Source organism: Tenebrionibacter intestinalis (assembly GCF_016632365.1).
GTDB lineage: Bacteria > Pseudomonadota > Gammaproteobacteria > Enterobacterales > Enterobacteriaceae > Tenebrionibacter > Tenebrionibacter intestinalis.
The window spans coordinates 23,413-47,040 of the sequence record NZ_JAEPBH010000014.1 but is presented as its reverse complement, the minus strand read 5'-3'; the positions used below and the strand labels follow the sequence as shown (position 1 = coordinate 47,040).

Genomic DNA, 23,628 nt, shown 5'->3' with positions numbered 1-23,628 from the left:
TAAACGATGGGGGATGCGCAATGGCGTGAGGCGTATCAATGGCTTTGCCGCCAACGAAGGCATGCGCCCGCCAGCGCGGATGTCTGGCATCTCCGGTATCACTGGCCGGAAATGAAGGAAAAACTGTTCAATATCGTGAACGCCGGCGCTTATCGGTTAAGCCCGATGCTGATTGTTCACGGTGGCCGGGAGGCGAGGGCAATGTGGTCAGCGCAGGATGCGCTGGTGCTTAAGTGGGTGGCGCTGCATGTGGCAAACTTTTTACCCGTCCGACCGTCATGTATGCATCTGAAAGGGCGGGGGGTGAGAAAAAGCCTGCAGGCGCTGGCTATGGCTCAGCGCCACAGTCAGTTCCGGTTCGTTCACCGCACGGATATTCGCGGCTATTACGAACATATACGCAAAGACCATGTCGCCAGCCAGATTGAGCGGTTTGTTAGTAACGCGATCCACCGTGATTTGATAAAGCAGTATTTGCATTACAGCGTTGAGCAGGGCGGGGAGTTTCACACGCCAGTCACGGGCATCCCCCGGGGATGCGCCCTGAGCCCGCTTAACGGCGCAAGCTTTCTTCAGCACATTGACGGCTATTACGAAAGCCTTCCGCCAGAGGATTATTTTTATGCCCGCTATATGGATGATTTTTTGCTCCTTACCCGGACCCGATGGCAGTTGCGTCGCGGGATACAACAGCTCGCCTCGTTTTTCGAACTCAGCGGCTTTGAGCGTCATCCGGATAAAACGCAAACGGGACGTATCGAGCGCGGATTTGACTGGCTCGGTGTCTGGTTTGGGGCGGACGGACCCGCCATAGCTCCACGGGCGTTACAAAACCACCGTGAGCGTCGCGTGCGGCTTTTTGAGCAGATTCGTCGCAAAGGCTATTCCAGTGAGGAAGCCCGGCGGCGAATGCAGGCGTATGAATTACGGTGGATAACATGGGCGAAAGGGATACTGCGCGCGGCGACGTATCCTGCGCGGGAGTAAAGCAACCGTACATCTCACAGCACCGGAACCCCCCCGTCCCTGCTGCCATGCCTCTAATTAACTAAAAAGAACCACAACTGGACCAACAATATCATGACATCTAAACAACTCATACCACTCTATTGTATCGCGGGCATGATGCTCGCTACCCCTAACCTCTCCGCTGCGTACCCGACTAACCATGACTCCGGATGGCTCTACAATGACGGGCGAACCGATCCCATCGGCGACATCGTGGAAGACTGGGGTGAGGCGGCGTCTCTCTGCGTTGCATCCGACCCTCATTACACCGTAGGACCATTCACTACCACCGGAATAGGTGCATCGACATGGCTCATGATAAACTCCGTACTGGCCGTCTGGCCGTCTGGCCGTCAGCCGAAAAAGGTGACCAAAACTCACTGCTATCGGTTGGCGTTCCCCTTCCCGAACGCCCGCAGCCAGCCCCAATGAACGCGACGATTCACGACAACCAACTATCTATCGCTTCCGGCGTCATCGTCAGTGTTCAGTGCTACAAATATATCCTTCACCATGGTCACGACTACCACAATGACGCATGGGTGTCAAGATCAACAATCGAAAAATCATCTGGGGGGGTCGCTTCGTTTGGGCCGTACTACATGAACCTCTCCGCGGATCATGGCTGGACCGCATCGGTCCGGGATGGTCAACTCCAAGAAACTGGAACGATATCCCTCTCGATAACACTCGACAGCGCCTCGATAGCCCCTCCTGCCGCTTCGCAAATCTACAACCTGGGCGGAACGCCCTACCAATGGTCAGCCGATCCACTCTTTATCGTGGCCCCGGAATATACACAAATTACTCTGGCACCTACGCCCCGGGGGACGGCGCCGCACAGGGAAGTGACCGTCAACTGGTGGGCCGTGACTGACTCATCACCCGACGATGTGACGATTACGGTCAGGAGCTCTGGGGAAGGCGAATGCACGCTATCTGACAGCACGGGGAAGGGCGTGGTTAAGCATCTGATCCCTGGTAAACCACCGAAACTGGAATGGGACGCGCCGGATGACCTGGACCCCGGCATACATGAAGGTATTTGTACGGTGAGCATAGGCTTATCGTGATCGCCATGACCGGGTGACCGCTGACGACCAGGCAGACAAGACCCGATCAGCAATGAGGCCGTGCTCAGGAAACGCGGATTTGCGCCGTCTGAGCGAGCTTGCGAGTAATCTGTAACTACGTCAGTTGTACCGCGAGACTGGAGGATAAACGTAGTCAACGTCTGCGGGGAATGTCGTATTGCGATTCGCCCGTGCAACATCCGGTTGCGACTAAGCCATCGTATCCTCGGCTCGCGCGACCTAAAATACAAAAAAGGATTTGCAGAATAAATGCGAAGTGAACAGCAAACAAGAGTACTGGGCCTGCGGAAAGTCTGTGATGTTTCCACAATTTTTAAACGCCGCCTTCGCATTCCACTATGCGCGGCCCGGATTGTAACAGGTTCCGGAATGTGACCGGGTTACTGAAATCTAAATGACAGGCCTCGCCATCAAGTGATTCAGCGCCGGGGGGCCGGACATTCGGCAATTTTTGTACAACGGGATAATCAACCAACTCACGGGGGACATGGCGCATGTAGTCTGTTCTCGCGCGCAGAAACGGGCCGTCGTCCTGGATTGCACATTCACGCCGGGTAACGGCCACGGCGCCTCACGCAAAACCCTAAACACCTCTTGTGTTAAGAGGAAAACGTACCCAGGGCAGAACATATTCATACGCGGGAAAACAGACGAAAGCGAGGAAGTGGGAAAGAAAGAAAATGTTCGAAAAAATAAGTCAAAAATATGAGGCGCTTTTTGTTTTGGGCCTGGCCGGAGTTTTCGCCAGCCCTGCCGGATTCTGTACTGACGTGTGTATCGCCTCGGATCGCGTAGGGTGGCATACCGGCGGGAGCAGCGGGGAAATTGAAATACCGAACGGGGACCACCGCTACCGGATTACCCCCTCGGGGATGGTCGTCGTTGAAAACAACGACGGCTCGGCGTTGGGGCAAATGCAGGCCATGCGGTATGCGGAAAAGACAATGAATGTGGACACTGACTCCGGCCAGGGGATGGTGCTTGAGAAAGGCATCGCCTACATGGATTGCCTGAGATACACAGTAGACCAGGGGCTTATCCATATGACCAGTGGGTCGCTTGCGCAAACGGACCCGGCAAATAAACTCGGGTATCAGGCGTTGCCCGTCGTCGAAGGCGCAAGTGAAGTCGTAACAGAATTAAGTAACCGGAACGGCAGCCTCGGGCCGCAGGACGCGTGGCACTCGCGCGGCGAACTCACTTTTCGCGCCACAATACCCGCTAACACGGTAGTGGAAATGATTCAGGCGGGGGTAGGAGCAGGAAGCATGTACTCGGTGGTGTACAAACCGGTAATTGCGACGAAAGCCGCCAGTAAGACAGTCGAAATTGGTGAGGTGCAGGGGGGGGGGAAATCGCGCATGGTGAAACCAGCCTGGACTGGTACTACCTCGGGATCGGGGGGGCTGGCGTACATTTGCAGGCTTCAGTCACAACCACGTCAGGGCCAGGACGATGCACCCTGAGCGATGCGGCCACATCTTCCCCGTGGGAGAGTCCGCACACGCTCCAGACGGGAGAGAAAATAAAAATAAACTGGGATTACCAGACCGAAAAGGCGGGAGATTACACGGCGGTCTGTCAGGTCACCCTCAACGCTGAATAAATCCGTAACGATGCGTTCTCGCTCTGTTGATGCGCGGCGCAGGGAAGCATCGGGCAACGACGCAGGCCTGGCATGCGCCAAATGGCAGGCCTGATGGCGCGCATAACGTACCTCAGGAAATAACCCAGGTGAAGGCGTGCAATGTGCGGCTATTTAATCGGATCGCTTGTGTTATCATCAGCCTGATGTGCGGCCCGTATTAGCCGGCAGCTCCTGGTCGTGTAATGACGTGCGATCGCCGTTCGCCTGACGCCACTTGCGAGCAACGGCCTCGAAGGTAATTTTCAGGCCCATTTTCTGGGCCACGTTCTCTTCTTTTTTTACTTCACCCGGCTCGCTTCCCGCAGCCAGAATTTTTCTGGCTTCGCTGCGCTTTTCGCGCGCGTCGGCAAGCGTTACATCAGGGTATACGCCAATAGAAATACCGGCGAAGCGGTACTTCATTCGCCAGTATTTGGAACCATTAGCGTTAATCAGCAGGTACATACCGCCGCCATCAGCCAGCTTATAGGGCTTTTCTTTTGGCTTCGCGGTTTTCACTTTAACATCGGTTAGCGCCCCAACGTCCTCCGGCTTTTGATGAATCCATCCTCCCGGGGGATTTCCGCCAGTCACTAACCTGATTCCCCCAACGCACCTCTTGTATAACAAAGATGGCTTTAAAACCCCTTGTTATATCTTACATTTTTACCATTATGGGGGTGCGGATACGCTAAGAGGAAAACGGCATCCCCTAATGCACCCCAAAAACAACCTGATGTGAGGTGAAGACGGTTGACCTCGGGATATAAAGAAAGCCTGATATATAAGGGGTTAGAAGGGGTTTTGTTGACGTCGGGAGAGTTCAGTAGAGGCAAACTGGCGGAGATCACAGGAGTCAAAAAACACGAGTAACGTAATGTTTTTATTGATTTAAAAATATATAACACATCAATAATATACACATCGCTATACACATGAGCGGATGTGCTCATTTTTCGCACAAGCTCAAACTACGAAAAAAACTTTTTTTACGGAAAACTGTTCACACTGTTCACTCGCCATTATTTGTGTTTATTTTCAATGCGATATACAGTGAACAGTCCGTGAACAGTGAACACTTTACTGTTCACTTTCCGGGATTTCAGGTAAAAAAAGACCGGCTGATGCCGGTCCGGGTAGGTTATGTCGCGGTGGTTTCATCACACCGGGGTAGCCAGTCGGCGTTGCTTTCCTCCCTGAGCGCAAGATTCGTCTGCATCCCCTGATTCGTTCGCCGCCTGGCGTAATTCAGCCCGTACTCTTTCAGCATCGATGACAGCCCTTTGCCGAACATGGTCAGGCTGAGTGTGTTCTTGTAGCCGTGTGCCTCCATGTACACCAGATAGGCGTGATACAGGTACAGACGCGGCTGTCGCGGGATGATATTCGCATTCCCCATATACATACCGTCAGGCTCGGGCAGCGCCTCCAGATAACCGCAAAAATCGAACGTAGGGTCGGCGTCGCGCTTGATGCTGAGTGCCTCGTCGGAGTTCTGCTGCGACTGGAGCAGTGCGCGCGCGGTCATCGGGTCGCTGAATGTCTGCATGAGCTGGCGCACGATGACGGCCAGCTCCCGGGCGATTTTATCTTTCAGCTTCGGGTCACGCTCTTCCGGCGCAATCTGTTCCGGGAAGTGCATTATCACCCGACGACGCGACACCCCGCCGCTGCGGTCGGTGAAGCGCATAGGGTTGTTGTTTACGGCCAGTATCACCGCCGGAATATGGGTGGAGTACGCATCGCGGTATTTCGGATCAACGGAGACCGCATCCCCGCCGGTAATGGCCTTGAGTCCTGCCCCGTCACCGCTCCATTTCTCCTGGTCAGGCAGACGTATCAGCGAGAAGCCAATCAGCGCCGCGCGTTCGCGGGGGGATTCCAGCGTCTCGATGGTCGCCGACGTGGCGTTATCTTCCCCGGCGAGCATCGTCGCAATTTCGGCCAGAATACTTTTCCCGCTGCCGCCGGGACCGGTCACTTCGAGGAAGAGCTGCCAGTCGTAACGGTTCGCCAGTACCATAAACAGCGCGGCGAGTATCACGTCACGTTTATCGGCACGTGAACCGGCGGCGCGGTCGAGCCAGCGCCAGAAATTCGGCGCGTGCGTCTCCAGCGTTTCCCCCTCCACCGGCGGGGTGAAATCCACATCGCACAGCGTGCGCAGCCAGTGCGCTTTGCTGTGCGGGCTGAATATACCGCTTTTGGTATCGAGCACGCCGTTGCGAAAGCCAATCAGCCGCCGCGCCGGGGCGTCCTGCTGGGGAATAATCAGTTTCAGGGTGTCCACCACCGAGGCAATTTTCCCCGATGAGAACGGGGCGCGCAGGCGCTGGAACAGCCCGGCCACGTCGCGCGCAAAGTCCGACGGCGGAATGATTTTCCAGATTCCCGCCTCATAGCGGGACAGGAGCTGGCCGTTCGCATCCACGGCCAGCGCTTCGCCGTAATGCTCATGCACCCGCATGGCTTTCTCACTGGTACTCATGGCGGTAAATTCCGCCTCGCTCATGGTAGAGAAAGGGCTGTCAGCCGGTGGCCGGATGGCGTCATACATGGCTTTACGCGTGGCCTCCCCGCCGTGCTGTGTATACGCATCATTCCAGTCACCGAACACCGGCGGCAGGGCGACCACGCCCTCACAGGACTCTGCGGCCGCAGACGCTTTGGTCTGGCCGTCGCCGTTAAGGTCACGGTCGGCGGCCAGCACAATCCGGCAGGCCGGATATTTGTGACGGGCAAGGCTCGCCAGAGAAAGGAGGTTCACCGACGACAGCGCCACCATGACGGTTTCGCCGGTCAGGTGATGCACGGTGAGCGCGGTCGCGTAGCCCTCCGCTATCCACAGCCGTTTTCCCGCCTCTTTTCTCCCGTCGAGAATATGACACGCCCCTTTCACCTGACCGCCTTTCAGGGTGCGCTTGAGACCGTCTGCATTAATGAGCTGGACGTTAACCAGTGCGCCGCTATCGTCATAAAGCGGGACAACCACATCACCGGCGCGGTACGTCACGCCGCCGGTTTTATGCAGGGTGGTGAGCGTCAGACATTCCCGACCGGGGAAGCCCTTGCGGGTGAGGTAGGCGTTGCCGGTGGCCGGGCGGGCTTTCTCCGTCAGTCTGGCGGCCAGCGCGGCCGCCGCTTTGCGGTCGGCCTCTGTTTCAGCGTCTGCGGCCACAGTCACCGCCGGGGAAACCGGCGGCAGGTTGCCGGTCACGGCGTTCACCTTTCCGGCCGCCTCTGACGGGGTCACGCCGAACACTTTCTCAACCAGTTTCAGACCGTCCCCCGCACCGCACTGGTTACAGAACCACGTCCCGCGCCCCTCTTTATCGTCAAAGCGGAAGCGGTCGGAGCCGCCACACACCGGACAGGCCTGATGGCGGTTTTTGATGACCGTTACCCCCAGCGCCGGGAGAATGCGCGGCCAGTGGCCGCACGCCTGTTTTACGGTGTCCGTTACGTTCATTTTCATGGTGCTTTCCCTCAGTGCAGTGCCGGTGCGGTGATATGACGGGCGCAGAGTTCATCCATCACAGCCAGCCCGAGAAAGGACAGCGACGGGGCGGCCTTGAGTGGTCCGGCTTCCATTAAATCTTCGAGCAGGGCGCATGCAATCTGACGGCCTTTTTCCTCGCCGTGCTGGCGCAGATAGAAGCCCTCCAGCTCGGCGGCAATGGCGCTTTCCAGCGTACTGAGCGTGAGCTGCGGGTAGCGGTGCTGACGTTCGCACAGGGTCAGCCAGGCACAGGCGACCGCCCGGCGGTAAAGTGCAGCGCGCAGAACGGGAGATAATGCGGTTTTCATACACTGCCCTCCCCGGTCAGCCAGCGCTGATTGCAGCGGTCGACCACGCCGTCGAGCCGGGCAGTCATGAGGTAAATCACCGAGGTGAGCTGTAGCTGCTGCGCCGGATTGTGGCGCAAAGAGGTGCAGCCCTGCACCTGCATCAGGTCGCCGACAAGCTGGCCGACATTGCGAAGATGTTCGAGACATTCAAGGTCTGCCCGGCTGATGGTGGGCTGGTTTATATTCTGCGGCCGTTCCGTACTGTTAACAGGCATTATTTCGTCTCCTGAGGACGTGCGTATCCCTGCGCAGATACGCACATTTTATTTTTTGGGTGTCATTTTTAATTACAGATAATGGCGGTAGCTGTTATCCGGTTTTATTTCCGTTTCCGGCCTGAAATTATTCCGCCATTTATGCGCCACCGGCGCCGGGCGTTTAACCGGGGGAATATCGTCAGGATAGTTATCGATATTCCGCGCCCGGTATTGCTGTAATGCCGGGTCAGCCGCTATTTCGCGTAATACGACGTGGCGGTTTTCAGGGTTGCGCTTAAATACATCGGGATGCTCACAGGTAAAGTCCCGCAAAAAACGACCGAGCGGAATTTCTGCCATACGGCCACCGGCAATTATACGAATGAGGATGGTGTAGGTGCGCCGGTACGGATTCCAGACCAGCCCCGGACAGCGGTACGGCATTTCCCACGGAATACCATCGGCCAGCACGCCCGACACCACCACATCAGGAAATCCTGTACAGCGATATGTTTCGCCCGGCTGAGGGAAATCAAACATGGTGCTCCCCTCCGTTTCCCGACGTCGTGGCGAGAAAGTCACGGCACAGGCCTTTGGCCTTGAGTTCTTCGAGCACATGGCTGATGTCCTCATGCACATAACTCAGGATTTGCGGGGTATAAAGCTGGCTGAGTCCGTTGATTTCATGGCGTCGTAAATCACTGCCGAAATACTGCAGGGTTTCACAGGCACGGTTGAGTTTATGGAATGATTCGAGGCTCAGGTGTTCACTGATGGCGTTGAGGTCATCACGACGCGCTGAGACGGTCTGAGGGGTGTTTTTATTATGCATGTGACACCTCCACAACCGGCAGACGGGCGGCAAGGGAAAGCACGTATTCGCGGACAAGGGTGCGGCGGGCGGCCAGTTCGTCACCGGCAACGGTGCGGAGCATACAGATACGGGGCTTACGGTCTGCGCGACGGACGGCGGCAAACACAAAGACAAACTGCGGGTGTGACGGGGTGAGGATCGTAGCCATAAGGCAACCTCCGATGGATAGCTGACAATTGCTATCGCCGGAGTTCTCACGCTCAGTGGCGATAGCCCAGACGGGGGTGAGAATACCGGCTCCATCGAGTACCGGCCAGCCCGAAGGCTGCCCCGCCTGAGCTACCATTGACATGACAGCATAATGTACGAATACGAACAGGGGACAAAGAGTCGCACCTGAACAAATGTTCGCACACCACACCATTATCTGGTGCTCTGTGGCGTTAATTGCGACACAAAAAAAGACGCATGGCGCGTCTGGTATCGCCGATGGATTGCTCGGGTTCTCACGCCCGGTTACCGATTTTGCGGCAACAGCAAAACTGTACCAGGAAACACACAACGGATGCAAGCCAGAAAAAGGGGCTTTGTGAAAACGGCTCTGATTCATGCGTCGTATTTCCGGTTGCGGTGCGCGACACGTTCTTCCATCCACGCCGTGATTTCAGACTGTAGCCAGGCGACATTTTTACCCCCGAGGGAAACCTGCGCCGGGAAAGCGTTACGGGCAATTAAATCGTAGAGCGTGGAGCGGGACAGGCCGCACTGATGAATGACTTCCGGGAGACGTAAAAAACGTTCCTGAGCCGGGGCTGAAACCGGCATCAGGTGCGCGGTGGTGGGGGACGATGGTACTGATGAAACTGTGTGCATAACGCTACCTCGTTAATATCCGCAGAGATCCGGACGTGTCCATCCGGTATCAGGTAGCGCTCTATTTTGTGAATATTTTTCTTCAATGCAACAGAGGCATGTTGTGTCGTGGAGCAGTTTTGTCTGTTATTTAAGCAGTGACCTGAAAATATGAAAAATAATTGCCACATGACGCGCTGAGAAGTTCATAAATCACAGTTAATTGATATCGCCTATCAATAGATAAAAATATAATTAATAAAACAATGATTCTCTAAAAGGAGCTTGCCGAAACCAGTGAACAGTAGTGAACAGTTGGTGAACACTTCACTCTCAACTGTTCACTCTTTAATTTATTGTTTTACTTAGATTTTTATACTGAGTGAACAGTAGTGAATAGTTATTAGTAAAAAAACAAACAGAGAGAGGGGTTTCCCTGCGACCTTTCTCTGGCCAGCCGGGTTTTGAAGTCCTGTTTGTGCCATGACTGCTACAACGGCAATGAATCGAGTTGTTGTCTGAGGGACGGCAGAATGGCGTCAGGTTGAAAACACAGAGAGAACCCGACGATGAAACCAGATTTGTTTACCGCAGTAATGAAAACCATTGGCAGCACGCAGGATGAGAACATCCGCACGGCCATTGACAGCGCACTGGATACCCTTAACGAGAAAGCAAACCAGAACGCAGAGGCCACGATAAATAACGCTCTTGATGCGTTCAGCAAGGCCAAATCCGCGCACACGGAAAATATGCTGAAACTGAATGATATTGATGCCGCCATTACCCGTAGCGAGAAAGAGCGTCAGAACGCCCTGAATGAAAGTGCCGAAGCCGAACAGAACTGGCGTACCCGTTTTCGCGAACTGCGCGGCATGATGACCCCGGAACTGAAAGCCGAACACAGTCAGCGAGTGGCCGGTCGGGAGCTGGCAGAGGAATTCACCGCCCTGATTGATGAACTCAACGATGATAAAGCCAGTACCATGCTGGCCGCCTGTACATCAGGAGATAAGTACGTCGGCACGCATTTTACGGTGTTCTCTGCCTACTCCCGGAATGAGTGGGCGACCGTGATGAAAGACATCCCTCCCTCACTGGTGCGCGCATTTGCGTTACGTCTGCGTGAACTCGAAATGAAAGGAGAAGAACACCCTCACAACGTTCTCATTCAGGAGCTGGGTGAGAATGTACTGGCGCAAAGCAGGTACTACACATTCAACATGGCGCAGGAGCCGGTAATTTCAAAAATTGGGCTTCACCGTCCGGCACTCACCGGCGTGGACATGAAGCTCTTTAAAAGCCCTGTTCTCAGAATGGCGCGGGCTAAGGAGCTGGCACAGAAGAAAAAATCGCGGGGGGTTAAGCCATGATGCGCTGCCCGTACTGCAAACAGGCTGCCCATGTCCGTACCAGCCGTTACCTGTCGGATAACGTCAAACAAAGCTACCTCCAGTGCGTGAATGTCTTTTGCTCCGCAACCTTTCGCACCACCGAGTCTATCGACGAGGTGATACGGCCACCGGCAGAAGAAAAGCCCGAACCACCACAGACAGTACCAGAAACACCACCCCGAATTCTGGACTGCGCCCGCTCATCGCTGCGCCACTGATTTCAGGAGAAAAGACAATGGCACGAGCACTACTGGAACAGGCCTTTGAAACCTGTCAGAAGAATAAATCGGACTGGATGAGCAGCAAGTCAGCACTGGCGCGGGCTGAAATGGCGCTGAAAGAGCTGGAGCTGACCTGCACCCGTTATGAACCGGAGGCCGCACAGGCGCTGCGGGATGATATTGACCTGAAAAAATGGGCGGTAAATCAGTCGGCCGGGCAGTACATCCGGTCACATGAGGCCGTGCAGCGTATCAGTATCCGGCGTCAGCTCCACGCTTTTATGCAGGTAAGCGGCGATGCGCTGGCCGCCGCTCTGGCACCGGAATTAATGCATCTCTGCGAACAACCTGACATCGTCAGAGAACGGGCTCTCGACCGGGCGGCCGCCAGTGTTCGCGAAGCGCTGTCCGTTCATGTAACCCGCGGAGGAAATATTGATTACGCAGAGGAAGATTGCGACATTCTGACAACCATCGGTTTCCGGCCTGACAGAGCATCGAGAGACGACAACCGGGCAAAATATACGCCTGAACAGAGTCAGATTTTCATGCGCCGACAGGCCGCGCAGACCCGCAAAAAATCCGCATAAAACGTCCCGAAAATACCCGTCTTTTTAATAAAAATAGCCATGCATGCCTACGCTGCATGGCTTTGCATGTAAAAACCTGAATTTTCCACACCCCGCCGCACCAGTACTGGCGCGGCCTGAGCCACTTCATGCACCTGCATTAAAAGCGCCCCGGGAAGCGGGCAGGCGTGGCGGGGAGAGCATTGCGCGCCAGCGGTGGTGTTTAATATTAAAAATTATCGTCTGAGAGCGTCGTAACGGTGCAGGCGGGGGGTGATGTTGGGCTGTTAGTGGTTGGGTGTGATCATGCGGGTGTGGTGCGTCTGAGGTGTGATGGTGGAGGGGTATGAAAAAGCCGCCTACTGGCGGCTTTGATATGAAGGAACTAGAACTATCAGGCAACTTTTAAAACTGGATAAAAAATAGTTTTAAAATCATCAGGAATCGCATCTCTAAGTTGACTGATAATCGAACTGTTCTGAGGCAACTGCGATGCTAAATTACTGAGCAGCGCATCAAGCTTTTCACTGCGATCCCATTGGATCTTATAGCTTGAGGAATCAATTTTTTGAGCAATCGATAGCAATTGTTGTCTATCGTTATAGACATATTTCATTTTAATTAAATTGACACCATCATCATGAATGTCTGAATAAGTTAAAATGAAATGAACTAGCTCACCTTTCTTATAAGTTTCGATGTGTTGATATTCACGCTCAAAAATAGATGTAACTAACTCATGAGGCTGTACACCTTTTACCATGCAAAAAGAAATTATTTTATTAATCTCTTTCATGATTTGAGTATAGTTTGTCATTTAATCATCCTCTCAACTTCTGCGAGAACCTTGTCTAAATCATTAATCGATTGGAGAAGGGCTTTGTTATCTCGCTTATCAACTGGGCCATAAGCTTTGGCTAGCTTTATAAAAACATATCTAACTAATATAGCATCATTAGCCTCAGTTGTCTTTATATATGGCATGTAACGGTTAAAAATCGCATAAAGCTCTGAGCTTTTCTCACCAATACCATTATCAATCAGTAAATTAGATACCGCATCTTGAGTGCGTTTTTTAAGAATATCCCTCATTAATTTTCTTGCTTGATGGGGTCTTTTATCAATTAACTCAGGATCAATGTATTCAGCAGCTTTCTGAACTTCTTTTTCTGCTAATTTCTGGCGTAACTCTTCTAATGTATCCTCTGGAAGGTCTAGGCCAGCCAGTCTAATTTTTTCTATTTGTTGGTTTACTGAGTCGCTTATCTCATGGCGTTTTTGTTCGAATAACGCATTGAAATCAATGTCATTTAAGTAAGAATCTTTATCGCTGACATAAGCGCTTTCACTTTCTACTCCTGCTAATTCGTTGCCTCTTTCGACATAGTCTCTGTCAGTGAACGTATACTCGCGTACAGTTGCTCTACGAGCTTTTTCTACCTCATTCTGGAAATTTTCCCACATTACATTTAGGCCTATTTCCTCATGAAATATCACTATGCCATTATTATCAATTTCGAAATGTGTTATTTCAGATGAAGGTATGGCTCGTAAGATCCTTCCAACTACTTGAGCGAAAGCGTTAAGACTTCTATAGGGGCGGAATATTGCTAGGATTGTGAGGTACTTATGGTCATAGCCTTCCATTAACATATTAACCGATATCACTACATCACATTGGTGATTATCTACTTTCATCAAAGCGTCAGAAAGATCACTAGGATCCATCTCACTGTGTACTATGACAGAAGTCATACCTCTTTCTTTATACCAACTGAATAAATCTTCTGCGTGAGCTATACTACAACCCACTGCTAAAATTTTATGCGGAACCTTTTGAGAGGTGTTCTTTAGTTCTTTAAGTTTTGAAATGCTATGGTCAATGACATCTAAAGAGCATTCTTTGGATAGAGCGATACTTTTTTCAATCCACTCTTTATCTTTGAGCATTAATATTTGCTCTTTAGAAAGCTTTGTTCCTGGTTGTTCCGGAGTTGTAAAAAACAGCTCATGCGCATTGACGGTTTCTTTTCTTAACCATTTTACATATTTATCTCTCATAACCTCAGATAAAGGTGTTTCATGGATTCTTATACCAGGAATTTCCTGATTATCTCCTCGGTAGGGCGTTCCTGTAACATGAAGTATTTTCGCATTAGAGAAATAACGGAGCGTGTCGCGCCAGCTTTGAGCAGGTGCATGATGAGCCTCATCAATGATAATTAAATCAAAGAAATCCGAAGGAACTCTATTGATTAATGCGTTATCTCTGCTTGACGCAACTTTTTGTATATTAGAATAAACAATGTGGCTACTTAGAAGATGTTCGTTTGACAAATCGGAGGAATATTCATTAACAATGGGTATGTCTTTACTGCTAAATACAATGTCGAAGTTTACCCAGAAATTATCAGCAAGAACCTCTTGGGTTTTTCTTATGCTATCTTTTGTAATAAGTCCTGGGGTGATAATTAGAACTTTTTTATGCGCAACACCAAACGGGGCTATTGAGATAAGACCACTCTTGCCTGTACCTGTTGGTAATACAACTAGAGCCTCTTTATTTTCTTCATCACTGAAAAAGTCTTTTATTTTTATATAGGCCTCAATCTGTGGAGCTCTAAGTTTAGTATTGCCTTCGATATTTACTGCCGTGTCAAAAAAATAAGACATAATGATCGCTCTTAATTAGTTAATAATTACTTTTGGGGTACAGTTGGTCGGCATAAAATTGAAGCATGCGAGCCCTGCCATCAAGATACTGAGCATGGTTATAGACACCACGTATACTGTTCTTATCCACATGGGCAAGCTGTGTTTCGATCCATGTACTATCGAAACCCTCTTCATGCAGTATCGTTGACATTGTGTGTCTGAAACCATGTCCAGTGGCTCTCCCTTTATAACCTAACAACTCAATCACTTGGTTGACGCTTTCCTTACTTATAGGCTTTTTACGGTTATTCCGTCCAATAAAAATGTAGGGATAGTGACCAGTGATGGGTTTTAGCTGTTGAAACAAATCGATTACCTGTTTTGAAAGCGGTACTAAATGAGGTCGGCGCATCTTCATTCGCTCCGCTGGTATCTCCCAAACCCCCTTATCCAAATCAACCTCTTCCCACGTAGCAAAGCGCATCTCCTGCGTTCTTACACCAGTTAGCATGACTATCTTTGTAGCATTTTTGGTGATTATGCTACCGGTGTAGGCTTCGAGATCCCGAATAAAATGAGGCAATTCTTCGGCAGATAGAAATGGATGATGTTTTTGCTTAGGAACGGCCAGAGCGATGGCTAAATCAGGCGCAGGATTGTATTCAGCGCGGCCAGTTATGATTGCGTAGCGATAAACCTCACCGCATCTCTGACGCACCTTACGTGTTTTCTCTAGTGCTCCACGCTTCTCTATTCGTCGCAATACTTCAAGTAGTTCTAACGGTTTGATTTCACTGATAGGACGTTTACCAATGAACGGGAAAATATCTTGCTCAAATGTTTTAATGATTTCTTCGCGGTAGGCCACTGTCCAGCGATCGGCTTTATTTGAGTGCCACTCCCGACATATAGCTTCGAATGAATTTTCTGTTGAGAGCTGCTGTGCCAGCTTTTGGGCTTTGCGTTCTTCCACTGGGTCTATGCCGTTTGCAACCTGCTTACGAGCCGTATCGCGTTTCTCACGTGCTTCTGCGAGGCTCACAAGGTCGTAGCTACCGAATGACATTAACCGCGCTTTCCCAGCAAAGCGGAAACGGAAACGCCAGCCCTTCGAACCATCGGGATTGATAAGCATTGACAGACCTTGCCCGTCGTTCAATGTGTACGGCTTGTCTTGGGGCTTTGCTCGTTTGATTTGTATGTCTGTAAGTGCCATGTGTATAAGCCAAAAATGTGTATAAAAAATCTATACACATCACTATACATATTTTTCACGGATTCAGGGAGATCTTGTCGGACGGTTACGGATGAGTTATTCACTATGAATATTGAAAATAAAGGATTTTTAGACTTTCTCGGACGGCTGCGGAGGGATTTTGGCGGAAGATCACAGGAGTCGAACCTGCCCGGGATCGCTGGCGACCCCAACTGGATTTGAAGTCCAGCCGCCTCACCGGAGACGACGATCTTCCGTGCCTGCACTGCTACATGGAGGCGCGCGCATTATAGCGGTTTTCCTGAGGTTACCAATAGTCCCGATGCTTTTTATTATGTATGTCGCCGGATTATGCGCCTGGCTGCTACGTTGTCATGCCGATCGCGAACGCCCTTTAACTGCCGCGCCGCTTGTGAGCGTGGCGCGGCGCGTCGGGGCTTGTTTCTATCGCCTGTAGAGAAGCCAGAAAAGCGAACGAAAGCGTTTTTGTCAGCAACCAGAATCGCAGCCAGGCGTCGTAAAAAAGCGGTGTGTTAATCAGAACGGAAACGCGTTTATCTCTGGCGCGTTTCCGTGCATGCTTATTCTCCTTCGCCGGGGAACAGGAAGGGGTTAATACTGCTACGGGCGAAGCCTTCCTGCTCCATACGGGCATCAAGCATCAGGGACGCCAGATCGTCCGCCACGGCTTCCACCTTCGGCTCTTTTTCCTGATAGAGAATCTTCAGGTAGGTGCCGCAGTCGCCGCAGCTTTCAGCCTTAACCGCGGCGTTTTCGCTTTCCAGCGACCAGTAATCCAGATCGCGGGTTTGTTCACAGTTGCTGCATTTTACGCGTACCACATGCCATTCGGTTTCACACAGATTGCAGTGCAGGTAGCGAAGGCCGTTGGTGGAGCCAATATGGACTATGCCTGATACCGGCACGCTGGCGCATACCGGGCAGAACTGTCGCTGTTCGCCATATTCGGCGCGCGCTTTGCCCGGTATAAGGCTGGCCATTTGCGCCCAGTAGAGCGAAAGCGCAGCCCAGATGAACGGCGCTTTATCACTGCTCACCGTGGAGAAATCACCGCTAAACAGCGCGCTGGCCATTTCTTCAAGCTCCTGATCGGCGGCTTTTTCGAGATTTTCAATCACCGCCAGCGCCGGGCCGTTCATTTCTGGCTTTAGCTCGGCTATTAGCGAGTGCAGCAGACGGCGCCAGTGGGCGTCGCGGGGCAGAATGTGAATATCCAGCGGCGGCTTGCCCTGTTCGGCGGCTTCGTGAATACGGGCCGTTAAATCCATCTCCAGCGGATGGTCATAAAGCACCACTTCCTGGGCATGTGCAATCAGTGCGGCAAAACGCAGGTAGTCGCCCAGCGGATTATTTTCAGCCAGCTCACGCAGGCGCTCGGCGCGGCGGTTATAAAGGTTCTTAAGGCGCGGGAAGAGCAGGGGCGGAATAACCTCGTTCTGGCGCTTGTCGCCTTTTTCCAGTTGATCCTGAGGAATAATACGAATACTCATGCGGTGACTGTTTCCTGTTATGGCTTAAAGCATATTGCTGCGTTGCCTGCGCCGGTTATGGAAATCCGGCACGCTAAAAGTCGGGTTGTGCCCCCTATAATAGCGGCAATTAGCGTCATTGCGGTAAATGATTGCTTGCCTTACTCGCCCGGCGCTAGCCGTAACCCGTGCGGCCTGGCATGCGTTTTTCTGTAAAAACGCAATAATTACAGCTTGCTGACGCGGCTTTTTTGCGCCTGTTGTCAATAACAAAAAGGCATCAGGCGTATTATGCGCCTGATGCCGGTTTATGCCTGTCTACCATGTAACTATTTTACGTTTTTTTCCTGCTTTTTAAGCACTTCCTGGAACCAGCGGGGGTGGTGCTTCCTCGCCCATGCCTGGGTTACCCAGCCTTCCGCCATTGCGGTGACAGAGCCTTTTACCCACAATGCCGCATAGATATGCACCATAATCACGACAATCAGGCTAACCGCTGCAAACGAATGCAGCATCAGACCAATGCGGATAACCGGCAGCGGGAACAGGGGGGCGAACCAGGGCCGCCAGATAACGACGCCGCTTGCCAGCAGCAGGAACAGAAAAACGATCGCGGCCCAGAACACGCACTTCTGGCCAAAGTTGTAGCGCCCGGTATTGTCAACTTCATCGTTAACGATAACCTTACGAATATTCTTCGCCCAGTAAATATCACCGCGATTGATGAGATTGTGGCGCCAGTAGCGCAAGAACATGATAATAAATGAGGCGAACATCACCACGCCAATGAACGGATGCGCTATGCGCGCCAGTTGCGGCGTACCCAGGATATACGTCAGCCAGCTAAATGACGGGAAAAAGAACCCAAGGCCGCTTACCGCCGCCAGCATAAAGCAGAAGGCGGTAATCCAGTGGTTGATGCGTTCCGGCGCGGTGTAGCGCACGATGGCGTCACGTTTTCTCATTTGCGCACCTCGTCTTTCTGCTCGCGAGCGTTGTCTTCTTCATCTTCCGCGCGGTTCGGGCCGATGCCGACGTAGTGGAAGATACTGGCGGCGAACGTTGCCGCAAAGGCGGCGGCGGCCAGCGGTTTCCAGACGCCTTTCCAGAATTTTACGGTTTCGCTGATGGCCGGGTTTTCCGGCAGACCGTGGTACAGATTCGGCCTGTCGGCGTGGTGTAATACATACATGACGTGCGTGCCGCCAACGCCCTGAGGATCGTAAAGCCCGGCGTTGCTATAGCCGCGGGTGTTCAGCTCCGCCACGCGTTCGAGCGCCAGATGTTGCATATCCTCTTTGGTGCCAAAGTGAATAGCGCCGGTCGGGCAGGTCTTCACGCATGCCGGTTCCTGGCCCACGGCTACGCGGTCTACGCATAGCGAGCATTTGTACACGCGGTTGTCGTCCGGATTCAGACGCGGCACGTCGAAAGGACAGCCCGCAATGCAGTAGCCGCAGCCGATGCAGTGCTCAGACTGAAAATCCACAATGCCGTTGGCATACTGGATAATCGCCCCTGGCGCCGGGCAGGCTTTCAGACAGCCCGGTTCGGCGCAGTGCATGCAGCCGTCTTTACGGATAAGCCACTCCAGCCTGCCGTTCTCCTCCACCTCTGAGAAGCGCATAACGGTCCAGGATTTTGCGCTCAGGTCCGCCGGGTTATCATAAACCCCTACGTTGTGACCAATGTCATCGCGGATATCGTTCCATTCAGAACAGGCTACCTGGCAGGCTTTACAGCCGATGCAGGTCGTGACGTCAATAAGCTTCGCCACGGCTTCCTGATGGCTTCGCGCCTGCGGGGCAGGCGTAAAGCCGTTAGTTGCGGAACGACGAATGACGTCTTGTGATTGATAAGCCATAATTCGTCTCCGTTATACCTTTTCCACATTCACCAGAAAGGCTTTAAATTCCGGCGTCTGCGTGTTCGCATCACCCACAAACGGCGTCAGCGTGTTGGCGAGAAACCCTTTTTTCGCCACCCCTTCGTAGCCCCAGTGGATGGGAATGCCGATGGTGTCCACGTCGCGATCGTGTACTTTCAGGGTTCGCAGGCGTTTGGTCACCACCGCTTTGGCTTTGATATAGCCGCGCCTGGAGGAGACTTTCACCATATCGCCCTGGGCAATGCCGAGTTTATTCGCCAGCGTTTCGCCAATTTCAACAAACTGCTCCGGCTGCGCGATGGCGTTTAGCAGCGCATGCTTAGTCCAGTAGTGGAAATGCTCGGTCAGGCGATAGGTGGTGCCCACGTACGGGAACTTGTCCGCTTTGCCCATTGCCTCCAGATCGCTTGTGAACACGCGTGCCGCAGGGTTGGAAATCACGTTCGGATGCAGTGGGTTGGTGCCGAGCGGCGTTTCAAACGGCTCGTAGTGCTCCGGGAATGGCCCTTCGGCCATTTTGTCGATGGCGAAAAGGCGGCCCAGCCCTTCCGGCTGCATAATAAACGGCCCGACGTCGCTGCCTGGCGCGGCGGCGGCGGCATAATCCGGGACGTCAACACCGCCCCATTTTTCGCCGTCCCACTCCAGGAGCTTGCGCTTCGGATCCCAGGGGTTGCCCTGCGGGTCGGCGGAGGCGCGGTTATACAGAATACGGCGGTTGAGCGGCCATGCCCAGGCCCAGCCCAGCGTATTGCCAAGCCCGGACGGGTCGGCGTTGTCGCGGTTCGCCATCTGGTTGCCTTTTGGCGTCCAGCTACCGGTAAAAATCCAGCAGCCGCTGGAGGTGGTGCCGTCGTCGCGCAACTGAGCGAAAGTGGTAAGCAGCTCGCCCTTTTTCAACAGCAGGCCGCCGTTTTGATCCAGAATATCCGCCAGCGCCCTGCCGTTGCTCTCCTGCGCAACTTCATCGGAGGCCGGGGCATCCGGGCGGCGGTAGTCCCAGCTCATGTGCAGCACCGGCTCCGGTACGGCGCCGCCGTCGCGGGCGTACATTTCGCGCAGGCGCAGGAAGATGCCTGCCAGAATCTCGCCGTCGGTAAGGGCCTCGCCGGGGGCGTCTGCGCCCTTGTAATGCCACTGTAGCCAGCGCCCGGAGTTCACGATGGAGCCATTTTCTTCTGCAAAGCAGGTGGATGGCAGGCGGAAGACCTCGGTCTGGATCGCTGAAGGATCGACATCGTTCGCTTCGCCGTGGTTTTGCCAGAAGGTGGAGGTTTCGGTGATGAGCGGGTCGATCGTTACCAGGAACTTCAGCTTGCTGAGGCTGGCGACCACTTTATTTTTATTCGGAAAGGAGGCGACCGGGTTAAAGCCCTGGCACAGGTAGCCGTTGACCTTGCCCTCGTGCATCATTTCGAAGTATTGCAGCACGTCGTAGCTCTTGTCCCACTTCGGCAGCCAGTCGTAACCCCAGTCGTTATCCGCCGTGGCTTTCTCGCCGTAGAACGCTTTCATCATCGACACGAAGAATTTCGGATAGTTGCTCCAGTAATTCACCTGGCCTTTTAGCAGCGGTTTCGGCGTGTTGGCGGCAAGGTAGGTCTGGATATCCGGCTGTTGTTCGTTGGGCAGGTTCATATAGCCCGTCAGGCTGGTGGACAGCAGGCCGAGATCGGTCAGCCCCTGGATATTGGAGTGGCCGCGCAGCGCGTTCACGCCGCCGCCCGCCATGCCCATGTTGCCAAGCAGTAGCTGCACCATCGCCATCGTGCGGATGTTCTGCGCGCCGGTGGAGTGTTGCGTCCAGCCGAGCGCATACAGAAATGAGGCGGTTTTATCCTTCACGCTGGTTTGCGCGATGTACTCGCACACTTTCAAAAAATCCGCCGCAGGCGTGCCGCAGAGCGTTTCTACCATTTCGGGCGTATAGCGAGAAACGTGTTGCCTTAGCAGGCTCCATACGCAGCGGGGGTGGGTGAGCGTTGTGTCGCGTTTGGCAAATCCGTTTTCATCCAGTTCGTAATGCCAACTGGTTTTATCATACTGGCGTTTTTGCGCGTCGTAGCCGGTAAACAGGCCGTCTTCAAAACCGTAATCCTCACGTACGATAAGGCTGGCGTTGGTATAAGCCTCAACGTACTCGCGGTTAAATTTGTTATGGGTTAACAGGTACAGCAGCACGCCCGATAAAAACGCGATATCGGTGCCGGAGCGAATCGGCGCATAGAAATCTGCGACCGAGGCAGTACGCGTAAAGCGCGGGTCGATAACAATCAGTTTCGCGCCGTTGTGGATTTTGGCTTCCATCGCCCAGCGAAACCCCACCGGATGCGCTTCTGCCGCGTTTCCGCCCATCACGACGATGAGATTGGCGTTTTTCATATCAACCCAGTGGTTGGTCATCGCGCCGCGACCAAATGTTGGAGCAAGACTTGCTACCGTTGGTCCGTGTCAGACGCGCGCCTGGTTATCCACGGCCAGCATGCCGAGCGCGCGGGTGAATTTTTGGGTTAAATAGCCGGTTTCGTTGCTGGATGCAGAAGCGCACAGCATGCCGGTAGAGAGCCAGCGGTTAACCGTAGCGCCCTGATCATTTTGTGCGATGAAGTTGGCGTCGCGATCTTCTTTCATCAGTTTTGCGATGCGGGCGAAAGCCTCATCCCAGCTTAACCGCTGCCATTTATTCGAACCCGGCGCGCGATATTGCGGAAATTTGAGGCGGCTTTCGCTGTGAATAAAATCTATCAGCCCCGCGCCTTTTGGGCACAGCGCGCCGCGGTTAACAGGGTGGTCGGCATCGCCTTCGATGTGGAAAATGGAAGCTTTTGCGTTTTTAGCGCCATCGCCGCTGCTGTACATTAACAGCCCACAGCCGACGGAACAGTATGTGCAGGTTTGGCGGGTTTCACGGGTGCGCAGCAGCTTATACTGCCTTGTTTGCGCCAGCGCAACGCCGGGCGCGAAGCCCAGCGCGGCGGCCGTGGTGCCTGCCATACCGCCAGCGCAGATCTTAAAGAACTGTCTTCTGTTGACTAGCATGGAAGTGCTCCTGTTTTGACATTGTCTCATAGGTAGTATTTTTTTTAACAGCGGTATGAAAGGTACAAGTTTGATCTATTCCCGCTTCTTATGGCGAGATATGGTAGAGAATAACATACCTGCACCGGTCTTGTTATAATCTGGTTAATTTATAGTGAATGATATATGCAGTAGCAAATTCCGAGATGTGACTGAATTCACATGCTATCGCGCTGCTCCCGTGCGCAGCCGCACAGCGCTTCAAACGAGTCGCGAAGACTGGCTGGCGGAAGAGATGCCGGTTGCGCTGGTTTATAACGGCATTTCACATGTCGTTATGATGGCGTCGCCAAAAGATCTGGCGCTGTTTGCGTTAGGGTTTTCGCTGTCTGAAGGCATTATTGCGTCGCCGCAGGATATTTACGGTATAGACGTTGTGCCCGCGTGTAACGGTATTGAGGTGCGTATTGAGCTTTCCAGCCGCCGCTTTATGGGGCTTAAAGAGCGCCGTCGCCAGATGGCCGGGCGCACGGGCTGCGGTGTGTGCGGCGTTGAGCAACTTAATGATATCGGCAAGCCGGTTGCGCCATTGCCGTTTACGCAGCGGTTTTCACTGCGCGCGCTTGACGACGCGCTTGGTCAGATCCGACGCTTTCAGCCCGTGGGGCAGTTAACCGGCTGTACGCATATCGCGGCCTGGCTTACGCCGCAGGGGGAGATAATCGGCGGCCATGAAGACGTGGGGCGCCACGTAGCGCTGGATAAACTGCTGGGCCGCCGCAGCCGCCAGGGCTGGCGCGATGGCGTGGCGCTGGTATCGAGCCGCGCCAGCTATGAAATGGTGCAAAAGGCGGCGATGTGCGGTGTGGAAATTCTGTTTGCCGTCTCGGCGGCCACGTCGCTTGCGGTGCAGGTGGCGGAGCGCTGCAACCTGACGCTGGTGGGGTTTAGCAAACCTGGCCGCGCCACGGTATATACCCATGCGCAGCGCCTGGCGGAATAAATAGCCCTGTCAGGCCGCCGCCGCCTGGGCGAGATAGCGGCCAATCGCATTGATGTCGTCATCTTTATAGTTCGCCTCAATTTCCATATAGCGGATACCGGCCTTGCGGCAGGCTTCTTTTTTTACCGCGTCCCGGGATGCGGCATTGGCCTTATAATGGCCGCCGCCGTGGTATTCCACCACAACGCACGGTTCGCCAAATTTTGAAATAATCACAAAATCGGCACGCTTGCTGTTAACAGAGCTGTGGGCCTGCGCGTCATCGGAGCGAAGATATACGCCCATCGCTACCTGAGGGAAAACGCGATACCCGCTGTAATTTTTCTGAAGGAAGAGTTCTATTTTGCGAAACAGATAAAATTCTTCTTTATTCATTAGCTTGTGTTTTTTAAATACGCCGTTTTCCACAAAATAGAGCTGATCGCCTACGTTACTGACGCTGCGTGGCCGTTGAAAAGTCTGGGGCGGGGGTGAGGAGGCGCGTTTTTTATTGCGGCTTTTGTATAAAAAAAAGATGACTGCAAGCAGCAGCAGCAGAATAATAACTGACTGAATATCCATATGCACCCTCGTTCCTTTATTGCCTGTTCGTATCATTAATGTTTTTTAATATAAATGCAACGCGATGCGTTGGCGTAATTGCAGGAGAGGTGTAACAGCCCCGGTTTTTAACTGCGCAGGCGGGAAATAAAAAAGATGCTTAAGGCGGACTCACGCTGCGGCGAGGCAGCGT

General features: G+C 53.1%; 22 protein-coding genes, 1 tRNA gene and 1 pseudogene. 7 read left to right on the top strand and 17 right to left on the bottom strand.

The window, feature by feature from the left end:
- The first annotated feature begins 6 nt into the window (after window positions 1-6).
- From JJB97_RS06975 to JJB97_RS06965, 3 genes are all read left to right on the top strand, one after another.
- A complete protein-coding gene (locus tag JJB97_RS06975; RefSeq protein WP_238713293.1) occupies window positions 7-987 on the top strand; it encodes a reverse transcriptase domain-containing protein in 981 nt (326 codons plus the stop codon).
- Between the two features lie 329 nt (window positions 988-1,316).
- Window positions 1,317-2,081, top strand: coding sequence for a hypothetical protein (locus JJB97_RS06970; RefSeq protein ID WP_238713292.1), 765 nt, complete (start codon window positions 1,317-1,319; stop codon window positions 2,079-2,081).
- Window positions 2,082-2,782: 701 nt separating this feature from the next.
- A complete protein-coding gene (locus JJB97_RS06965) occupies window positions 2,783-3,568 on the top strand; it encodes a hypothetical protein (RefSeq protein WP_238713291.1) in 786 nt (261 codons plus the stop codon).
- 362 nt (window positions 3,569-3,930) lie between these two features.
- Here the strand turns inward: JJB97_RS06965 and JJB97_RS06960 are convergent.
- From JJB97_RS06960 to JJB97_RS06925, 8 genes and pseudogenes are all read right to left on the bottom strand, one after another.
- Window positions 3,931-4,293: pseudogene (locus JJB97_RS06960) on the bottom strand (Arm DNA-binding domain-containing protein); the annotation flags it as partial.
- A 577-nt stretch (window positions 4,294-4,870) separates the two neighbouring features.
- Entirely contained in the window at window positions 4,871-7,204 is a 2,334-nt protein-coding gene (locus tag JJB97_RS06955) for a primase-helicase zinc-binding domain-containing protein (protein WP_155107263.1), read from the bottom strand.
- 11 nt (window positions 7,205-7,215) lie between these two features.
- Window positions 7,216-7,536 carry a DUF5375 domain-containing protein gene (locus JJB97_RS06950; protein ID WP_016151192.1) on the bottom strand — a complete coding sequence of 107 codons (321 nt, stop codon included), beginning with the start codon at window positions 7,534-7,536 and terminating at the stop codon, window positions 7,216-7,218.
- Window positions 7,533-7,793: a hypothetical protein gene (locus tag JJB97_RS06945; RefSeq protein WP_052160487.1), complete on the bottom strand. Its 261-nt coding sequence runs from the start codon at window positions 7,791-7,793 to the stop codon at window positions 7,533-7,535. The genes JJB97_RS06950 and JJB97_RS06945 overlap by 4 nt, the downstream gene beginning before the upstream one ends.
- 72 nt (window positions 7,794-7,865) lie before the next feature.
- Window positions 7,866-8,315: a hypothetical protein gene (locus JJB97_RS06940; RefSeq protein ID WP_155107262.1), complete on the bottom strand. Its 450-nt coding sequence runs from the start codon at window positions 8,313-8,315 to the stop codon at window positions 7,866-7,868.
- A complete protein-coding gene (locus tag JJB97_RS06935; protein WP_096879244.1) occupies window positions 8,308-8,607 on the bottom strand; it encodes a Derepression protein in 300 nt (99 codons plus the stop codon). The genes JJB97_RS06940 and JJB97_RS06935 overlap by 8 nt, the downstream gene beginning before the upstream one ends.
- On the bottom strand, window positions 8,600-9,199 hold the full coding sequence (locus tag JJB97_RS06930; protein WP_096879243.1) for a host cell division inhibitor Icd-like protein: 600 nt from the start codon (window positions 9,197-9,199) through the stop codon (window positions 8,600-8,602). Before JJB97_RS06930 ends, JJB97_RS06935 begins: the two co-directional genes overlap by 8 nt.
- Window positions 9,196-9,462, bottom strand: a complete 267-nt coding sequence (locus JJB97_RS06925; protein ID WP_096879252.1) for a helix-turn-helix transcriptional regulator — start codon at window positions 9,460-9,462, stop codon at window positions 9,196-9,198. Before JJB97_RS06925 ends, JJB97_RS06930 begins: the two co-directional genes overlap by 4 nt.
- Window positions 9,463-10,010: 548 nt before the next feature.
- Between JJB97_RS06925 and JJB97_RS06920 the strand changes: the two genes are divergently transcribed.
- From JJB97_RS06920 to JJB97_RS06910, 3 genes are read left to right on the top strand one after another with little or no spacing between them, the layout of a single operon-like run.
- On the top strand, window positions 10,011-10,814 hold the full coding sequence (locus JJB97_RS06920; RefSeq protein ID WP_155107261.1) for a capsid protein: 804 nt from the start codon (window positions 10,011-10,013) through the stop codon (window positions 10,812-10,814).
- Complete coding sequence (locus JJB97_RS06915; protein WP_000984214.1) at window positions 10,811-11,053, top strand: ogr/Delta-like zinc finger family protein; 243 nt, start codon at window positions 10,811-10,813, stop codon at window positions 11,051-11,053. Before JJB97_RS06920 ends, JJB97_RS06915 begins: the two co-directional genes overlap by 4 nt.
- Before the next feature lie 17 nt (window positions 11,054-11,070).
- Complete coding sequence (locus tag JJB97_RS06910; protein WP_155107260.1) at window positions 11,071-11,646, top strand: phage polarity suppression protein; 576 nt, start codon at window positions 11,071-11,073, stop codon at window positions 11,644-11,646.
- Window positions 11,647-12,019: 373 nt separating this feature from the next.
- Here the strand turns inward: JJB97_RS06910 and JJB97_RS06905 are convergent, their stop codons facing one another.
- From JJB97_RS06905 to fdnG, 8 genes are all read right to left on the bottom strand, one after another.
- Window positions 12,020-12,442, bottom strand: a complete 423-nt coding sequence (locus JJB97_RS06905; protein WP_155107259.1) for a hypothetical protein — start codon at window positions 12,440-12,442, stop codon at window positions 12,020-12,022.
- Window positions 12,439-14,298, bottom strand: a complete 1,860-nt coding sequence (locus JJB97_RS06900) for a DEAD/DEAH box helicase (RefSeq protein ID WP_155107258.1) — start codon at window positions 14,296-14,298, stop codon at window positions 12,439-12,441. The genes JJB97_RS06905 and JJB97_RS06900 overlap by 4 nt, the downstream gene beginning before the upstream one ends.
- Before the next feature lie 19 nt (window positions 14,299-14,317).
- A complete protein-coding gene (locus JJB97_RS06895; RefSeq protein ID WP_155107257.1) occupies window positions 14,318-15,496 on the bottom strand; it encodes a tyrosine-type recombinase/integrase in 1,179 nt (392 codons plus the stop codon).
- Between the two features lie 161 nt (window positions 15,497-15,657).
- Window positions 15,658-15,752: transfer RNA gene (locus JJB97_RS06890), tRNA-Sec, on the bottom strand.
- 325 nt (window positions 15,753-16,077) lie between these two features.
- On the bottom strand, window positions 16,078-17,007 hold the full coding sequence (gene fdhE / locus JJB97_RS06885; RefSeq protein WP_238713290.1) for a formate dehydrogenase accessory protein FdhE: 930 nt from the start codon (window positions 17,005-17,007) through the stop codon (window positions 16,078-16,080).
- 308 nt (window positions 17,008-17,315) lie between these two features.
- Complete coding sequence (gene fdoI / locus JJB97_RS06880; RefSeq protein WP_238713289.1) at window positions 17,316-17,951, bottom strand: formate dehydrogenase cytochrome b556 subunit; 636 nt, start codon at window positions 17,949-17,951, stop codon at window positions 17,316-17,318.
- On the bottom strand, window positions 17,948-18,850 hold the full coding sequence (gene fdxH, locus JJB97_RS06875) for a formate dehydrogenase subunit beta (RefSeq protein ID WP_238713288.1): 903 nt from the start codon (window positions 18,848-18,850) through the stop codon (window positions 17,948-17,950). The genes fdoI and fdxH overlap by 4 nt, the downstream gene beginning before the upstream one ends.
- 12 nt (window positions 18,851-18,862) lie before the next feature.
- A complete protein-coding gene (gene fdnG / locus JJB97_RS06870; protein ID WP_238713287.1) occupies window positions 18,863-21,913 on the bottom strand; it encodes a formate dehydrogenase-N subunit alpha in 3,051 nt (1,016 codons plus the stop codon).
- Between the two features lie 187 nt (window positions 21,914-22,100).
- On the opposite strand from fdnG, the gene fdhD reads away from it, so the two are divergent.
- Window positions 22,101-22,895 carry a formate dehydrogenase accessory sulfurtransferase FdhD gene (fdhD, locus tag JJB97_RS06865; RefSeq protein WP_238713286.1) on the top strand — a complete coding sequence of 265 codons (795 nt, stop codon included), beginning with the start codon at window positions 22,101-22,103 and terminating at the stop codon, window positions 22,893-22,895.
- Between the two features lie 9 nt (window positions 22,896-22,904).
- Here fdhD and JJB97_RS06860 read toward each other — a convergent pair whose 3' ends face one another.
- The gene (locus JJB97_RS06860; protein WP_238713285.1) at window positions 22,905-23,456 is read right to left on the bottom strand and encodes a DUF2726 domain-containing protein; all 552 of its coding nucleotides are present in this window, start codon (window positions 23,454-23,456) and stop codon (window positions 22,905-22,907) included.
- Window positions 23,457-23,628 lie beyond the last annotated feature (172 nt).

Excerpts from the sequence above, each read along its gene's own strand:
- JJB97_RS06905 (WP_155107259.1), bottom strand. The coding sequence starts at position 12,442 with ATGACAAACTATACTCAAATCATGAAAGAGATTAATAAAATAATTTCT.
- JJB97_RS06950 (WP_016151192.1), bottom strand. The coding sequence starts at position 7,536 with ATGAAAACCGCATTATCTCCCGTTCTGCGCGCTGCACTTTACCGCCGG.
- JJB97_RS06910 (WP_155107260.1), top strand. The coding sequence starts at position 11,071 with ATGGCACGAGCACTACTGGAACAGGCCTTTGAAACCTGTCAGAAGAAT.
- JJB97_RS06940 (WP_155107262.1), bottom strand. The coding sequence starts at position 8,315 with ATGTTTGATTTCCCTCAGCCGGGCGAAACATATCGCTGTACAGGATTT.
- JJB97_RS06900 (WP_155107258.1), bottom strand. The coding sequence starts at position 14,298 with ATGTCTTATTTTTTTGACACGGCAGTAAATATCGAAGGCAATACTAAA.
- JJB97_RS06930 (WP_096879243.1), bottom strand. The coding sequence starts at position 9,199 with ATGAATCAGAGCCGTTTTCACAAAGCCCCTTTTTCTGGCTTGCATCCG.
- fdxH (WP_238713288.1), bottom strand. The coding sequence starts at position 18,850 with ATGGCTTATCAATCACAAGACGTCATTCGTCGTTCCGCAACTAACGGC.
- JJB97_RS06970 (WP_238713292.1), top strand. The coding sequence starts at position 1,317 with ATGGCTCATGATAAACTCCGTACTGGCCGTCTGGCCGTCTGGCCGTCA.
- JJB97_RS06935 (WP_096879244.1), bottom strand. The coding sequence starts at position 8,607 with ATGCATAATAAAAACACCCCTCAGACCGTCTCAGCGCGTCGTGATGAC.
- JJB97_RS06915 (WP_000984214.1), top strand. The coding sequence starts at position 10,811 with ATGATGCGCTGCCCGTACTGCAAACAGGCTGCCCATGTCCGTACCAGC.
- fdhE (WP_238713290.1), bottom strand. The coding sequence starts at position 17,007 with ATGAGTATTCGTATTATTCCTCAGGATCAACTGGAAAAAGGCGACAAG.
- JJB97_RS06945 (WP_052160487.1), bottom strand. The coding sequence starts at position 7,793 with ATGCCTGTTAACAGTACGGAACGGCCGCAGAATATAAACCAGCCCACC.
- fdoI (WP_238713289.1), bottom strand. The coding sequence starts at position 17,951 with ATGAGAAAACGTGACGCCATCGTGCGCTACACCGCGCCGGAACGCATC.
- JJB97_RS06965 (WP_238713291.1), top strand. The coding sequence starts at position 2,783 with ATGTTCGAAAAAATAAGTCAAAAATATGAGGCGCTTTTTGTTTTGGGC.
- JJB97_RS06860 (WP_238713285.1), bottom strand. The coding sequence starts at position 23,456 with ATGGATATTCAGTCAGTTATTATTCTGCTGCTGCTGCTTGCAGTCATC.
- JJB97_RS06920 (WP_155107261.1), top strand. The coding sequence starts at position 10,011 with ATGAAACCAGATTTGTTTACCGCAGTAATGAAAACCATTGGCAGCACG.
- JJB97_RS06925 (WP_096879252.1), bottom strand. The coding sequence starts at position 9,462 with ATGCACACAGTTTCATCAGTACCATCGTCCCCCACCACCGCGCACCTG.
- JJB97_RS06895 (WP_155107257.1), bottom strand. The coding sequence starts at position 15,496 with ATGGCACTTACAGACATACAAATCAAACGAGCAAAGCCCCAAGACAAG.
- JJB97_RS06955 (WP_155107263.1), bottom strand. The coding sequence starts at position 7,204 with ATGAAAATGAACGTAACGGACACCGTAAAACAGGCGTGCGGCCACTGG.
- JJB97_RS06975 (WP_238713293.1), top strand. The coding sequence starts at position 7 with ATGGGGGATGCGCAATGGCGTGAGGCGTATCAATGGCTTTGCCGCCAA.